The 15,581-nt window shown below is 40.4% G+C and carries 13 protein-coding genes and 3 tRNA genes (1 of these 16 only partly in view); 15 read left to right on the forward strand and 1 reads right to left on the reverse strand.

Going from position 1 to position 15,581, the window contains the following annotated elements:
• The 4 genes from FE005_RS09560 to FE005_RS09575 form a co-directional block, all read left to right on the forward strand.
• Positions 1 to 68 (forward strand) — tRNA-Cys (locus tag FE005_RS09560) (it extends 3 nt beyond the left edge of the window).
• 26 nt (positions 69 to 94) lie between these two features.
• Positions 95 to 178, forward strand: a tRNA-Leu gene (locus FE005_RS09565).
• 126 nt (positions 179 to 304) lie between these two features.
• Positions 305 to 388 (forward strand) — tRNA-Leu (locus FE005_RS09570).
• Positions 389 to 613: 225 nt separating this feature from the next.
• Positions 614 to 1,375, forward strand: coding sequence for a (S)-acetoin forming diacetyl reductase (locus FE005_RS09575; protein WP_138371698.1), 762 nt, complete (start codon positions 614 to 616; stop codon positions 1,373 to 1,375).
• Positions 1,376 to 1,653: 278 nt separating this feature from the next.
• On the opposite strand, the gene FE005_RS09580 is transcribed toward FE005_RS09575, so the two are convergent.
• Entirely contained in the window at positions 1,654 to 3,657 is a 2,004-nt protein-coding gene (locus FE005_RS09580) for a beta-galactosidase (protein WP_138371699.1), read from the reverse strand.
• Positions 3,658 to 3,949: 292 nt separating this feature from the next.
• On the opposite strand from FE005_RS09580, the gene arcA reads away from it, so the two are divergent.
• The 11 genes from arcA (at position 3,950) to FE005_RS09635 (ending at position 15,435) form a co-directional block, all read left to right on the forward strand.
• Entirely contained in the window at positions 3,950 to 5,173 is a 1,224-nt protein-coding gene (gene arcA, locus FE005_RS09585) for an arginine deiminase (RefSeq protein ID WP_138371700.1), read from the forward strand.
• A 370-nt stretch (positions 5,174 to 5,543) separates the two neighbouring features.
• Entirely contained in the window at positions 5,544 to 5,855 is a 312-nt protein-coding gene (locus FE005_RS09590; protein ID WP_003126763.1) for a hypothetical protein, read from the forward strand.
• A complete protein-coding gene (locus tag FE005_RS09595) occupies positions 5,856 to 7,850 on the forward strand; it encodes a V-type ATP synthase subunit I (RefSeq protein WP_103299845.1) in 1,995 nt (664 codons plus the stop codon).
• Positions 7,834 to 8,307 (forward strand): V-type ATP synthase subunit K, encoded by a 474-nt coding sequence (locus tag FE005_RS09600; RefSeq protein WP_003126765.1) that lies wholly within the window; start codon positions 7,834 to 7,836, stop codon positions 8,305 to 8,307. The genes FE005_RS09595 and FE005_RS09600 overlap by 17 nt, the downstream gene beginning before the upstream one ends.
• Positions 8,308 to 8,320: 13 nt before the next feature.
• On the forward strand, positions 8,321 to 8,911 hold the full coding sequence (locus FE005_RS09605; protein WP_005472136.1) for a V-type ATP synthase subunit E: 591 nt from the start codon (positions 8,321 to 8,323) through the stop codon (positions 8,909 to 8,911).
• Between the two features lie 12 nt (positions 8,912 to 8,923).
• Entirely contained in the window at positions 8,924 to 9,925 is a 1,002-nt protein-coding gene (locus tag FE005_RS09610) for a V-type ATP synthase subunit C (protein WP_138371701.1), read from the forward strand.
• On the forward strand, positions 9,918 to 10,232 hold the full coding sequence (locus FE005_RS09615) for a V-type ATP synthase subunit F (protein ID WP_005472140.1): 315 nt from the start codon (positions 9,918 to 9,920) through the stop codon (positions 10,230 to 10,232). The genes FE005_RS09610 and FE005_RS09615 overlap by 8 nt, the downstream gene beginning before the upstream one ends.
• 31 nt (positions 10,233 to 10,263) lie before the next feature.
• Complete coding sequence (locus tag FE005_RS09620) at positions 10,264 to 12,039, forward strand: V-type ATP synthase subunit A (RefSeq protein ID WP_138371702.1); 1,776 nt, start codon at positions 10,264 to 10,266, stop codon at positions 12,037 to 12,039.
• Entirely contained in the window at positions 12,039 to 13,436 is a 1,398-nt protein-coding gene (locus FE005_RS09625; RefSeq protein ID WP_003126771.1) for a V-type ATP synthase subunit B, read from the forward strand. The genes FE005_RS09620 and FE005_RS09625 overlap by 1 nt, the downstream gene beginning before the upstream one ends.
• Positions 13,427 to 14,071: a V-type ATP synthase subunit D gene (locus FE005_RS09630; RefSeq protein ID WP_029487033.1), complete on the forward strand. Its 645-nt coding sequence runs from the start codon at positions 13,427 to 13,429 to the stop codon at positions 14,069 to 14,071. The genes FE005_RS09625 and FE005_RS09630 overlap by 10 nt, the downstream gene beginning before the upstream one ends.
• A gap of 332 nt (positions 14,072 to 14,403) precedes the next feature.
• Complete coding sequence (locus FE005_RS09635; RefSeq protein ID WP_138372206.1) at positions 14,404 to 15,435, forward strand: D-alanine--D-alanine ligase; 1,032 nt, start codon at positions 14,404 to 14,406, stop codon at positions 15,433 to 15,435.
• The last annotated feature ends 146 nt before the right edge of the window (positions 15,436 to 15,581 follow it).

Below are 15,581 nucleotides of genomic sequence, written 5' to 3' on the forward strand. Positions count from 1 at the left end.
GGTATAGCCAAGTGGTAAGGCAGAGGTCTGCAAAACCTTCATCACCGGTTCAAATCCGGTTACCGCCTTAGTACGATACTAATATTTGCGTTATGCCGACGTGGCGGAATTGGCAGACGCGCTGGACTCAAAATCCAGTGCCCGCGAGGGCGTGCCGGTTCGACCCCGGCCGTCGGTATTATCGATACATCATTCGTTCGTACGATTGATGTATCGATTTTTATCCTAATATTGGTTGAAGATCAACTGGTTGGATAAAAAAAGCTGTTAAAATTTAGTAAGTACTTGAGTGATCTGCAATCATGCCGACGTGGCGGAATTGGCAGACGCGCCAGACTCAAAATCTGGTGTCCGCAAGGACGTGCCGGTTCGACCCCGGCCGTCGGTATAACAATGAAGCATCAACGTATTCCTTACGTTGATGCTTTTTTTATTTAAATGTGTGCTTTCTTAAATTTTGAAAGGATTGATCTTTATCAGCAAAAAGAAAAAGTATTGCGAATTACTGTTTTAGAAAATTTACTAGAATGCGTATTTATTTTCACTAGCTGAGAGTATTCATAAGCAGTAACATAAAACTGTAAAGAGTATTCATAAGAAGGAGTGGAAATGAATGAAAAAAGTTGCATTAGTTACCGGTGCTGGTCAAGGTATTGGCTTTGCCATAGCTAAGCGTTTGTACAAAGATGGCTTTGACGTGGCAATGGTGGATTACAATGAAAACTCTGTAAGAGCGGCAGCGAAAGAGCTTGGTGAACATGCGATTGCTATCAAAGCAGATGTTTCGAGACGGGATGAGATTTTTTCAGCAGTTGATAAAGTAATAGATGTCTATGGTGACTTATCAGTGATTGTAAATAATGCTGGGGTAGCACCGACTACACCGATAGATTCTATTACTCCAGAACAGTTTGAAAAAGTTTATTCCGTGAATGCCGGGGGCGTATTATGGGGAACACAAGCGGCTTCTGAAGCATTTCAAAAGTTGAATCATGGTGGGAAAATCATCAATGCTTGTTCACAGGCAGGTGTTGTGGGTAATCCTAATCTCATGTTGTACAGTAGCTCAAAGTTCGCTGTTCGTGGTATGACCCAAATCGCTGCGCGAGATTTAGCTGACTATGGTATTACTGTAAATGCTTATGCACCAGGTATTGTTAAAACACCGATGATGATGGATATTGCGCATCAAGTAGGTGCTAATGCTGGTAAAGATGATGAATGGGGGATGCAAACTTTTAGTAAAGATATCGCATTGAAACGTTTATCTGAACCCGAAGATGTTTCGGCAGTTGTTTCATTTTTAGCCAGTGATGATGCCAACTATATAACTGGACAAACAATCATTGTGGATGGCGGAATGCAGTTCCAGTAATCAATAAGTTGTTGATCTAGGATTGGGCGTTCGGATAGTCCCGCAGGTTTTCAGTTGATTGAAACTCACCAAAATAGTGGCATTTTCTTGTTCAATTGTTACTGTAAGAAAAACTAAATGATAGTAGTTATGTAATTTGCTGTTTCATGCAAATCATCGAATGAATGACCCGATTAGATAGATTCTAATCGGGTCATTCATCTGTATACGAAGGAACGATCGAAAAAGTCTGAGAATGGAGTTATCACAAAGAATAGAACAAAAGATAAAGCAATTCTTTAGCCCTTGGCAAATTTGATGATTTCAACTTCCATGGGGGCGAGGGTGAGTTCACAAACTTTTCTTTTTGATAATAATGCTGTACCTCCCGATAGAAATTGTACTTGTTGTGAATCGTTTGTATGATTAAGTAGGAATAAGAAGATATGGGTTTGTCCTTGTCGAACAGTGACAGACAACTCGCTGTTTTCTTGCAAATACCTCTCAGCAACTTTTTTTAGTTTTGCATCACTAAAAATGTCGTTCAATAAGTCGGTCAACCCATCTTGTTCTAACTCGGTCCCTAAGTAATAGGCCAGCCCTTTGCCAAATCGATGCTTAGTGATGGCTGGTGAATCTTTAAGAAAGTCACTTGTGAAAGTGGCGAGTGGGATAGCGCCTTGTAAATGGATCAGTTCTTCCCACCGACGATTTTCATAAAATTTATTTTTAAAATGCACTTGTTGCTGGATTTCCGGTTTTAAAGGCTGAAATTCTTCAACTGTGATTCCCAATACTTCTTTAAAAAGTCCTGGATAGCCGCCAAGATAGACTTGATCGTTTTCGTTGACGATTCCGCTGAAGAAATTTGTCAAGAATGTTCCACCATTTGCTACAAATTCTTTGACTTTATTTCCGAATCCTTCTGATGCAGAGTACAAATTATACGCAATCACAAGGGGATAGCCGTCTAGTGATTCAGATGGATGAATGAAATCAACAGCAATGTTCAACGCTCTTAGAGCGGCATATAACGCCCTCATTTGGTGAATATAGCGAATATTGGTATTCGGCTTCGCATCTAGCTCAAGGGCCCACCAATTTTCCCAATCAAATACGATAGCAATATCGGCAACAAACCGGCTGCCAACGATGTCATTCAACTGTTTTAATTCATTTCCCAGAGCAGCACATTCTCGAAAGGTGCGACTTGTGTGTGGATCACCATGAGGGACTATTGCACTATGGAATTTCTCTGCCCCTCCTTGTGATTGGCGCCATTGAAAGAACATCATGCCATCGGAGCCATGAGCAAGTGCCTCATAACTCCATAAGCGCATTTGACCGGGTTTTTTGACGCCGTTTACTTGGCGCCAGTTGACCGCACTTGGGGCTTGTTCCATGATCAAAAAAGGTTTCTTTTTTAAACTTCGCATGAGATCATTGGCTAAGAATTGGGGATAGGGCAGAGATTCAAACGGATTAGGATAGGCATTCCAGCTAACGACATCCATTTCAGAAGCCCATTTGAAGCCATCGACATATTTATGAAGACCCATCAAATTCGTCATGAATGGGATGTTTGACGAGAATGTTTGAATTGCCTTTTTCTCGATCTGATAAATTTCCAGATTCATATCAGAAATGAAGCGACGATAATCAAGCTGTTGACAAGGATTCTTAAAAGTCGGCATTTCTTCTGGTAGGAAAATCTCATCCCATTCTTGATAGGTTTGGCTCCAAAATTTTGTTGACCAAGCCGTATTCAATGCTTCAATTGTTTGGTATTTTTTTTCTAGCCAATTTTGGAAACTGGCACGACAGTTCGGGCAATAACATTCATGGATGTGACAAGTATATTCATTATTGATATGCCACATCACAACTCCCGGATGTTGGCTGTATCGTTTGGCAACAGCTTCACTGAGCCGACGGGCATATTCCCGATAAATCGGTGAAGTCGGGCAATAGTGCTGGCGAGAACCATGTACCAACCGATTGCCATGAATGGTCATCGGCATCATTTCAGGATATTTTTTGACTAACCATGCAGGGGGCGAAGCTGTTCCATTGGCTAAATCGATGGCAATATTGTTTTCATAAAGGAGATCCATCAGCCAATCCAAAAAAGTGAAATCAAATGTTGATTCATTTGGTTGAATGTTTACCCAACCAAAAATATTGATGCTGACATAATTGACTCCAACTTCTCTCATTAAGCGCATGTCTTCCTTTATCGTTTCTTGTGACCACTGTTCAGGATTGTAATCTGCGCCGTAATAAATTTGTTTTTGATCAACCATCTGTTAAACTTCCTTTCTCATAGTAAGACATATTTGTTTCAATCATAACAAAAAAAGTAAAAGCTGAAAGCGTTAGCAAAAAGGTGCATGAAATAATACAAATATCTGTAAAATGTTCAAACCGATCTCAATACACGAGAACCATATTACTTGCTGTTTTTTTATTTTCAACCTACAATTAAATATAATTGATAACACTCAATTCTTAATGAAGATGTATTATTATTAGATGTTCTTTTATATTTATGCACATCTTCAGCATTTTTGAAATGAGCGAAAGGAATGGTTGGATATGTCAAAACCTATACAAATATTTTCAGAAATTGAACCGTTAAAACGGGTGATGCTCCATCGTCCTGGTGCAGAACTTGAAAACTTGATGCCGGATTATTTAGAAGACTTGTTGTTTGACGATATTCCATTTTTGGCACAAGCCCAACAAGAACATGATTTTTTTTCAAAAGTTTTAGTGGAGAATGGCTGTGAAGTGGTTTATTTAGAAGACCTGGCTGCTGAAACATTACAGCTTTCAGGATGTAAGGAAGCTTTCTTGGATGATTATTTGCAAGAGACGAAAATTCAAGATCAAGATGTATTAAATGAAGTCAGAGACTATTTTCTTTCGATTAAAGACGAACGAGCGTTTATTGATCAAACGATGGCGGGGTTAAAAAAACAGGATCTTTCCATATCGAAGACTGCAAGTTTGTCAGCAATGCGGGAAAATGATTATCCATTTATTATTGATCCGATGCCAAACCTTTATTTTACAAGAGATCCGTTTGCTATTATAGGACATAGCATTTCTCTTAACCGGATGTTTTCGGAAACTCGTCGAAGAGAAACGCTTTATGGACAGTACATTTTCAAGCACCATCCGCAGTTCGCCAAGCCATCGGTCAATTTCTTGTATGATCGAGAAGAACCTGCACGTATCGAAGGTGGGGATCAGCTTGTTTTGTCCCAGCATGTATTAGCGATCGGTATTTCTCAGCGTACAGAAGTGCACTCTATCGAAAAAATTGCTGAAAACATTTTTTCAATGGAACCGTCATTTGAACATATTTTAGCATTTGATATTGGTTCTGAACGGAAATTTATGCATCTGGACACAGTCTTTACCATGATTGATAAAGACAAGTTTACGATTCACCCTGAAATAGAAGGTGAACTAACCTTGTTCTCTATTACAAAGCAAGGACAAGAAATCAAAGTAGTTGAAGAAAAAGATACGTTAGATCACATTTTATGCCGTTATTTGGACTTGCCGGCAGTCGAGTTGATTCGTTGTGGCGGCGACGATATCACGGCAGCTGCCAGAGAGCAATGGAACGATGGATCAAACACATTAGCCATCGCGCCTGGCGAAGTGATCGTCTATGACCGGAATACTATTACGAACCAACTTTTAGCAGAGGCCGGTATTAAATTACATCAAATTCCAGGTAGTGAATTAGTAAGGGGCCGTGGCGGCCCCCGCTGCATGAGCATGCCGTTTATTCGTACAGCTGATTGATAGAATGACTAGCTGATTTAAGTGTTTTTTTATCAGCAAAAAACAGGTGGCATCACAAATTAGAACGTTTAAAAAAGATGAGAGGAAGTCATTTTTCTTTCATCTTTTTTTTATTTGATTAAAAAACCTCCATTATAATGAAAGGGATTACTTTTCGTGAAATTGTGCAAAAAATTTAAATTTTATATGTAATGATTATAAAAAAACAGATGAAACCTTGTTATACTACAAAATATATGTTACGGTTATATTAGTGACGCGGGTAAGTGTGAGTAGATGACACTTATTAAATTTTAACACCATACGAACAGCGATCGCTTGATTCGTAATGGTTTTTTTTCGCGAAAAAAAGTAGAAAGTAGGTGAGAGAATGTCTGTAGATGCCATTCGTTTGCTGCAAGAAGCAGAAGAGTTTGCAGAACAAAAAAACACGAAAGCGGAAGCTGAAAAAAAACAACTGATCCATGAAAGTCAAACAAGAATTTCAGCATTCCAGAAAGAATTGGTACAAAAAGAACGTGAAGCACAACGAATGATTGAAGAAAAAGTTGCAACGGAATTTGAGCAATCAAAACAACCCCTTGTGGCAAAAACAAAAGAGGAAGTTGAGACATTGCGCACGATTTCAGCTGAGTTGAAAGAACAAGCATTGGCAATAATAATAAATAAGGTTGTGACATAGATGGCGATTGCAAAAATGCAAAAATTCAGCCTGTTGACCTTTTACGAACAAAAAGATGCCGTTTTACAGCAGTTGCAAGACTTTCAAGGTGTCGAATTGCTTTCTTCTGAAATGTATTACGAGTCAGAGGAAACTACAGGCGTGTTAACACCCGTTCGTGATGAACAGAAACAGACTGAAGAAGTAGAAAACCAATTTGATCAAGTAAATTGGGGCCTGCAATTATTAGAGGAATATGTTCCAAAAAAAGGAATGCTGGAAAAACTTCGGCAACCAATTAAGCGCTACACACTTCACGAATTAGCGCAATCCGCTCATACTTATCCTTGGCAAGAAGTTTGTCAAACACTTCGAAAACAAGACAAACGTTTACGATTGATCGAACAAGAAAAACGAGAGCTTTTGGCTCAAGAAGCAGAACTGAATAGATGGAAATACTTTGAAGACCGTCCTCAGATTTTGAATGAATTAAAAAAATCAGGTGGCCTATTAGGTTCGCTCCCAAATTCAGAATTTGCGGCTTTCACAAAGGGGTGCGAAAAACTGCCCCTCGTTTATTTTGAAACAGTTTATCAATCACAAACGACTACATACTTATTCGTTCTTTTCCATAAAGATGTTAAAGATAAAGTAAGTTCCCTTTTAAAAAAGACTGCATTCGAGCAGTATACCTATCCCTATTCAGGTCTGCCAAAAGATGACCTGCAACATGTAAAAGAAAAATCCCACGCATTGATTGAGGAAGAAAAAACAATCAAACACTCCTTACGTGCAATGAGCGAAGAGCAGGGACAATTGCGTCTCGTAGCAGAGTATTTAGATGGCGCGATCAAACGAGCTCAGAGTAATGAAAAGTTGCTTCGTTCGGCTCATGCCGTAGCTATTTCAGGCTGGATCCCTGTTGAGCAAGCAGCAGAACTGGAGAAAAGGATCCAACAGGCCAGCAAAGATGCTTTTTATCTTGAATACCAACAAGTGAAAGAACAAGAAATCGAGGATGTTCCGATTTTGTTGAATAATTCGCGGTGGATACAACCCTTTGAAGGGTTAGTGCGGATGTATAGTTTGCCCCAGTATGATGAATTAGATCCTACACCGTTTATGGCGCCATTTTATATGGTTGCATTTGGAATGATGGTTGCAGATTTTGGCTATGGATTATTACTGTTTTTGGCAACATTCTTGGGCAAAAAATTCTTTCATTTAAGTAAAGGATTGGAACAAAATTTGACGCTGTTTCAGCTTTGTTCGATTCCCACGATTATTTGGGGCTTGATTTATGGTAATTTCTTTGGCTTTGAATTGTCATTCCAATTGTTATCAGCCCAAGAAGATGTCAATCAGATTTTGGTCTTGTCGATCATTTTCGGATATATCCAAATCATGTTTGGATTAGCTTTGAAGTTTTATGTCCTTTGGAAACGAAAAGATCAGAAGCTACAGGCTGTTTTTCAGGCTGGATCTTGGATGGTCTTTTTGATCAGTGTTGTTCTATTGGCAGCAGGAATGTTGCTGTTGCCTGATTCGCCTTTACAAACCATTGGTTTGATCATGATTATCGCTAGCTTAGTGGCAGTTGTATTTGGCGGTAGTTTAGAAGGCAAAACACTAGCTGGTAAAATCGGCTCAGGACTATATGGATTAATGGATGTTACGAATTACGTAGGGGATATGATCAGCTTCACACGACTCATGGCGTTAGGAGTCGCAGGGGGAAGTATCGCATCCGCATTCAATTTGATCATCAGTTATTTACCAATAGCTGCGCGTTTCACAGTCGGTATTTTGCTTTTTGTGGCGCTGCATGCATTAAATATCTTTTTAAGCTATTTAAGTGCGTATGTTCATGGTATTCGTTTACAGTATTTAGAATATTTCGGAAAATTTTTCACCGGTGGGGGACGAGCATTTGTACCTTTCAAAACCGATGAAAAATACGTAGAGGTTATCTCAGAAGAGAAAATGCAGGAGGAAAAGAATGGAAAATTGGATTAGTTTCTTTTATGAAAATGGCGGGTTGGTTTTTGCCGCATTAGGTGTAGCTACAGCGACAATTTGTGGTGGGATCGGCTCAACGATCGGGGTCGGTATGACCAGTGAAGCCGCTGCAGGATTGACTGCAGAGCAACCAGAAAAATTTGGACAGGCCTTGATCTTGGAACTGTTGTCAAGTACTCAAGGACTATACGGTTTCGTTATATCATTCATGATTTTTGGTCAAATGAGCGGAACGATCTCCCTTGATAGAGGAATGTACCTATTTATCGCTTCTTTACCTATTGCGTTGACAGCAATCGTTGCCGGAAGATGGCAAGGACGTGCTGCAAGTGCCGCTATGCAGATTTTAGCCAAGAAACCGGAGCACGTAACAAAAGGGATCATTTATGTAGCGATGATGGAAACGTATTGTATCTTAGGTTTCGTTATTTCCTTCTTGCTAGTTTTAAATTAAGAGGGGGAGAAAGATGTCTGATATTACGCGATTAACCGAAAAAATCACAGCAGATGCTGAAAAGAAGTATCAGTTGGTCCTTAATGATGCACAAGTAGAAATTGAAAAACAGGAGCGTCTCAAACGTTCTCAACTAGAAGAACAACTTTCTGATCGTTTGGCCCAATTTGAAAAAGAAAAACGGGCAGAAATGTATTTGCAGATTTCCGATATTCACATTCAGTCTCGCAATAAAGTGCTTGCCGCGAAACAATCCGTTTTGGAAGAATTGTTTAGTGAGGCACTTGAGCGCTTGAACCAAATGGAAGCCGCTGATTTTCAAGCATTCGTCACAAAAGGAGTACAAGAAGCACAGGTTTTTGGTGAAGTTGAATTGGTTTTGGGAGAAAAAAGTGCGCATCTGCTGACAGAAGGTTCATTGAAAGAGATTCAACAAACGATTCCTGAATGTCGACTAACAGTTGCAAAACAAGTTTTGCCGCGAAAAGGCGGATTTTTACTGCGCCGAGGCGATATTGAGCTGAACTTTACGTTTGATGCGTTGTTGGATGCCAGCAAAGAAGAGTTGAGTCATACATTACTGCAATTGATTTTTGAACAGTAAGCGGGTGTAAAAATGGAAGATATCAAATACAACACGCTGAATACACGAATACGAACCTATGAAGCGGAATTGATCAGTCGCAGCCGTTACGAACGTATGCTTTCTGCCAACAGTGCCGAAGAAGTTTATGCTCTTTTGCGAGAAACCGTTTATGGTGATTTTATCAATGAAGAAGATCGAGTCCATGATTTTGAACAAGTATTGACCGCAGAATTAAAACGAGTATATGAAAACTTGTATCAGCTAACACCTGATCGTTCTGTGGTGGATTATTTTGCCCTTCGCTATGATTATCAAAATCTGAAGGTGTTAGTAAAAGCTAAATTCATGAAACAAGACTTTTCTGAATTTTTGGTACCGATCGGAACCATGCCTTTAAATGAATTGAAAGATTTGGTCAACACAAGAAAAAGTGCGCACGCAGAGCAGCCAATGATTGCTTGTATCGATGAAGTATTTTCCTATATCGAAAATTATCATGAGATTCAATCCGTAGATATCATTTTTGACAATCATTTTTGGGAACATCTTTGGTCAATTGGTAAGCGATATGATGATCCGTTTTTACAAGGAATCATTCAACGGCAAGTAGATATTTTTAATATTTCGACAGCACTACGTAGTTACGCCATGAAGCGTCATCGAGGCTTTATCAGCGCTGTTCTAGCAGATAATGGGACTCTCCCTGCAAAAGAGCTGTTGGAAGCAATCACGACGTCTTTGGAAGTTTTTGTCCAGTATCTGCAAAATACACCTTACAAACATTTGATCAATCACAGCTATGAAGAACTGCTTGAGAAGAAGACCCTTAATACGTTTGATCTGCGAAAAGATAACTTTTTGATGGAAAAATTGAAAGAACAAAAAATCGTACCATTCGGTCCAGCTGCGATGATCGGTTACTTGTATGCAAAAGAAATCGAAAGTAAAAATTTACGGATTATTTTGATTGGAAAAATCAATAAAGTGCCGGAAGAGATATTAAGAAGTCGGGTGCGTGATACGTATGAATAAAAAAATAGCAATGATGGGTGGCAAAAACTCAATTTTGCCCTTCAAAGGTCTAGGAATCGATATCTATCCTGTAGATGATCTTGAAGAAGCCGCACAACAGCTGCAGGAAATGGCAGAAGACTATGGGGTGATCTTCTTGACCGAGCGATTGATTGAACAGTTGGAGTCAATCATTCGACAATACGAAGAACTACCCACGCCAGCCATCATCCCCATCCCCAGCAGTACAGGGAGTCTAGGGATCGGAATGGCACGGATCCAGCAGAATGTCGAGAAAGCTGTTGGAATGAATATATTAGATTCTTAAAAGAGAAGTACGGCAACTAGGAGGAATGCATGTGGCATTTGGCACAATAGAAAAAGTATCTGGTCCCTTGGTCACGGCCTCAGGTTTATCAGGAGCTAAGATCCATGAAATCTGTAAAGTCAGTGAAAAAGGCTTGATTGGAGAAATCATCGAGATCAAGAAAGGTCTCGTGTCGATCCAGGTATATGAAGAAACAGCAGGAATTGGACCGGGCGAACCCGTTGAATCAACAGGGGCTCCGTTATCGGTTGAATTAGCCCCTGGCTTGTTGACAGAAATGTTTGATGGTATTCAACGTCCATTAGATACCTTTATGAATCAAACAGAGAGTGATTTTTTGGAACGGGGTGTGACCATTGACCCGCTAAATCGTCAAAAAAAATGGACGTTCATGCCGCAAGTAAAAGTAAGGGACAACGTACAAGCTGGAGACATTCTAGGACTTGTTCAAGAAACAACAGCCATTGAACACAAAGTGATGGTTCCGCCAGGTGTGAAAGGCACTGTAAAGGAAATCATGGTAGGTAATTATGCTATTACTGAACCGATTTGTCTTTTAGAAACGGCAGAAGGCGAACAACGCTTGACTATGATGCAAAAATGGCCTGTCCGTAAGCCTAGACCGACTGCAGCAAAGTTAAATCCGGGTGAACCATTAGTCACTGGTCAACGGGTGATCGATACCTTCTTTCCGGTAGCTAAAGGTGGATCGGCAGCTGTGCCGGGACCTTTTGGTGCAGGAAAAACCGTTGTTCAGCATCAAATCGCGAAATGGTCGGATGTCGACATCGTTGTGTATGTTGGTTGTGGCGAACGCGGCAATGAAATGAAAGATGTTATCAATGAATTTCCAGAATTGATCGATCCTCACACGGGTGAATCGATCATGGAACGAACCGTTTTGATTGCCAATACTTCAAATATGCCAGTTGCAGCTCGTGAAGCTTCGATCTATACAGGAATCACTATTGCTGAATATTATCGGGATATGGGATACAGTGTAGCGATCATGGCAGATTCGACTTCACGATGGGCCGAAGCATTACGAGAAATGAGCGGTCGTTTACAAGAAATTCCTGGAGATGAAGGATATCCAGCCTATTTAGGCAGCCGGATCGCGGAATACTATGAGCGTGCTGGTCGGTTCCGTTCGTTGGGATCGGAGCCTCGAGAGGGCAGTATTACAGCTATTGGTGCTGTTTCGCCAGCTGGAGGGGATATCTCAGAACCAGTTACTCAAAACACGTTGCGGATCGTGAAAGTTTTCTGGGCATTAGACAGTATGTTGGCACAAAAGCGGCATTTTCCTTCTATTAATTGGCTGAACTCCTATTCTTTGTATGAAGATCAAATCAATTCTTATTTAGATCAGTTGATGGGACCTCGCTGGTCGGAGATGGTCAATGAAGCAATGGCGATCTTGCAAGAAGAAAGCCGCTTAGAAGAGATCGTTCAGCTAGTGGGAATGGATTCTCTCTCTCAGAAAGATCGTTTGACGATGATGACGGCTCGTTCTTTACGTCAAGATTATCTGCAGCAGAATGCTTTTGATGACGTGGATACCTATACGTCAAGAAATAAGCAATTTAAAATGCTAGAAAATATTTTATATTTTGATGAACAAGCAAAACGGGCCTTGCAGCTAGGGGCGTATCTGGATGATATAACCAAAGGTACCACCGATCTGCGAGAACGGATTGCCCGCAGTAAATATATTCCTGAAGAAGAACTAACACGTTTAGATGCAATCAAGCAGGACACGAAAGCATTATTACAAAAAATCGTAGAGACTGGAGGAATTCATTAATGCTAAAAGAATATCGAACAGTCTCGGAAATCGCTGGTCCTTTGATGGTGGTAGAAAATGTCAAAGGCGTCAAATTTGACGAACTTGTCCAAGTGCGAATGGACAGTGGCGAGGTTCGTCAAGGGCAGGTTTTAGAAGTCAGCGATGATTATGCCGTTGTACAGGTTTTTGAAGGCACTAGTAACCTGAGTGCAGAAGAGAGTAAAGCCCGCTTTTTAGGAACGGGTTTAACGCTTGGTGTATCGCCAGATATGATGGGGCGTGTCTTTGATGGACTAGGTAAGCCTAAAGATGATGGACCGCAGATCATTCCAGAAAAACGAATTGACGTCAATGGCGAAGCCATCAATCCAATGGCCAGAGATTTTCCAGATGAGTTCATTCAAACGGGGATCTCAACGATCGATCACTTGAATACGTTGGTCCGTGGTCAAAAACTGCCGATCTTTTCTGCGTCAGGATTGCCTCATAAGGAAATTGCAGCACAGATCGCCCGTCAAGCGACTGTGCCAAGTCAAGAAGGTAACTTTGCCATCGTTTTTGCGGCGATCGGCATTCCTTTCGAAGAAGCTGAATTCTTTGTAGAAGAGTTTCGCAAAACCGGTGCATTGGATCGCTCGGTATTGTTCATGAACTTAGCCAATGATCCAGCCATTGAGCGGATTGCTACACCGAAAATGGCATTAACAGCAGCCGAGTACTTAGCTTTTGAAAAAGGAATGCATGTATTAGTTATCATGACCGACATGACAAACTATTGTGAAGCGCTGCGGGAAATTTCAGCTGCTCGCCGAGAAGTTCCTGGCAGACGCGGTTACCCTGGTTATTTGTACACCAACTTAGCGACTCTTTATGAACGGGCAGGACGTTTGATGGATAAAGAAGGATCCGTCACTCAAATTCCGATCTTGACGATGCCGGATGGAGATAAGACCCACCCAATACCCGATCTGACCGGCTATATCACGGAGGGACAGATTATCCTTTCCCGTGATCTTTACAAGAGAAACATCAATCCGCCAGTGGATATTCTACCTAGTTTGTCCCGACTGAAAGATAAAGGAACCGGAGAAGGCAAGACTCGGCGGGATCATGCGGCGACGATGAACCAAATCTACGCGGCATATTCTGATGGGAAGGCTGCCAAAGAACTGTCGATCGTATTAGGGGAATCCGCACTTTCAGATATTGATAAGAAATTTGCTCGTTTTGCGGATCTTTTTGAAAAAGAATACGTAAATCAGGGATTTGATACCAACCGAACGATTGAAGAAACATTGGACATTGGCTGGAAATTGCTCGCTACATTACCGAAGCAAGAATTGAGCCGAATCAAAGAAGAATTTATTGAAGCCTATCTTCCTACTGGGGAGGATGTGAATCCTTCATGGCAATAATGAATGTCAATCCGACTCGGATGGAATTGAGTCGGCTTCGCAAACGCTTGACGACGGCAACTCGGGGGCATAAGTTATTGAAAGATAAACAAGATGAGTTGGTTCGCCAATTCATTCAGTTAGTCAAAAAAAATCAAAAATTGCGCCAACAAATGGAATCAGCGTTACAAGCTGGAATGGAAGAGTATGTTTTGGCATCTAGTAGTATTCCTGATGTGATCTTGCAAGAAGCTTTTATGATTCCTTTGAACAAAGTGACGTTAGATGTTCAAAGCCGCACGGTGATGAACATGGAGGTACCGGTACTCAATCCTGTTTATGAAGAAGAAAGTTCGGATGATGATTTTTCATATGGTTTTGTTAGTACGACAAGTGAGTTGGATCTTTCTCTGTCCCATCTGGATCAGATTTTGCCAGTCATGCTGCAATTAGCTGAAATTGAAAAAACTTGTCAGCTGATGGCAAATGAAATCGAACGGACTCGTCGGCGAGTCAATGCACTAGAATACATGACAATTCCGAAGTTGACAGAAACCATCCAATACATTGAGAGCAACTTAGCAGAGGATGAACGAGCAACATTGACACGCTTGATGAAAGTGACGGATATCATTGCCGAAAATGAAACGCGCTAGACACAATGAGAATTCACCCTTTTTTTCAACTATTTTCTGTCATAAACAGAAAGATTTTTTAGTTGAGAAGTCAGTAAAACTGGTTTATTTTTTCTTTGGGAATAACATAAGCTTACGGCAGCTATTTTCAGTATAAATCTGAAAATAGCTGCCGTGTTTGTGTTATTCGTCTGTAAAGCGAATAGCTAATGATTTCTGCAATGTGAAAGAGGAGGCTTATTTCGAACAGAATAGGTTGCTATGGAAAGAATAGCGAGAAATTTTTCTTCATGATAAAATGAATGCTAGCTATTTCTAAACCAAAACAAAAAGTAAAAGAAGGGATAGGTATCATGAATATTGTGGTATTAGCAGGCGGTCTCAGTCATGAAAGAGATGTATCATTGTCTTCCGGAGGCCAAATCGCCATGGCTCTTGAGGAAAGAGGCCACCGAGCATTATTGTTGGATTTATATCAAGGAAATAACGAGAAGACATTTGAATCCGCTTACTCGATTCAAAAACAAGAAGAGAATCCTTATGATTATTTTGTGGTTGAGAATGAACCAGATATTGAGAAACTTATCCAAAAGAATAGCAACCAGAAAAATTTGATTGGAAAGAATGTAGTAGAACTCTGTCTGAATGCTGATTTTTGTTTTATCGCATTGCATGGGGGCATTGGAGAGAACGGAAAACTACAGGCTTTCTTTGATATTTATGGTATTCGCTACTCTGGTTCTCATTACAAAGGCAGTTTATTGGCAATGGATAAAGATATAGCTAAACAACTAATGAAACTGAATGACATCCCCACGCCAAAATGGCAAATCTGGGAGCAAGGACAAGAAGTGTATTATTCTACACCTTGTGTTGTTAAGCCAATCGATAATGGGTCAAGCATCGGAGTTGAAATCGTTGAAAATAAAGAACAATTTTTTAAGGCCTTAAAAAAAGCTGAAAAATACAACAGTAAAGTGATGATTGAGCAGAAGATAGAAGGGAGAGAATTCTCTGTAGGCGTACTTGGCGATAATGTTCTGCCAGCGATCGAAATAATTCCCCAACAAGGATTTTATAATTATGAAAATAAATATCAAAAAGGAGCAACAGAAGAAATAACGCCAGCTGACATTTCGAGTGATTTGGCGACGCGATTGAGTGAAATGACCGTATTAGTGAACAAAGTTTTGGGCTTATCAATTTATTCCAGAGTAGATTATATCGTTACCAAAGAGCTTGATATTTACTGTATTGAAGCCAATAGTTTACCGGGGATGACGCCAACCAGTTTATTACCACAAGAAGCTGAAGCCATAGGAATTTCTTTTTCAGAATTATGTGAGACAATTGTTGAACTATCACTTGAAAGCTGGTACAAATAGTCAGGATGTCAGTGATTGATTGAAGGCTCCATTAAAAAAACTGTGACAAAAGGTTCAGCTACACTAAGTTCTCCGAAGCATAATCACTGGATAATGGTATCTCTGATACATTTTTCCTTTGGACCTATAGCCCGCAGAAGTATGCT

The organism is Enterococcus sp. M190262, from assembly GCF_005843965.1.
GTDB classification, from domain to species: domain Bacteria; phylum Bacillota; class Bacilli; order Lactobacillales; family Enterococcaceae; genus Enterococcus_D; species Enterococcus_D gallinarum.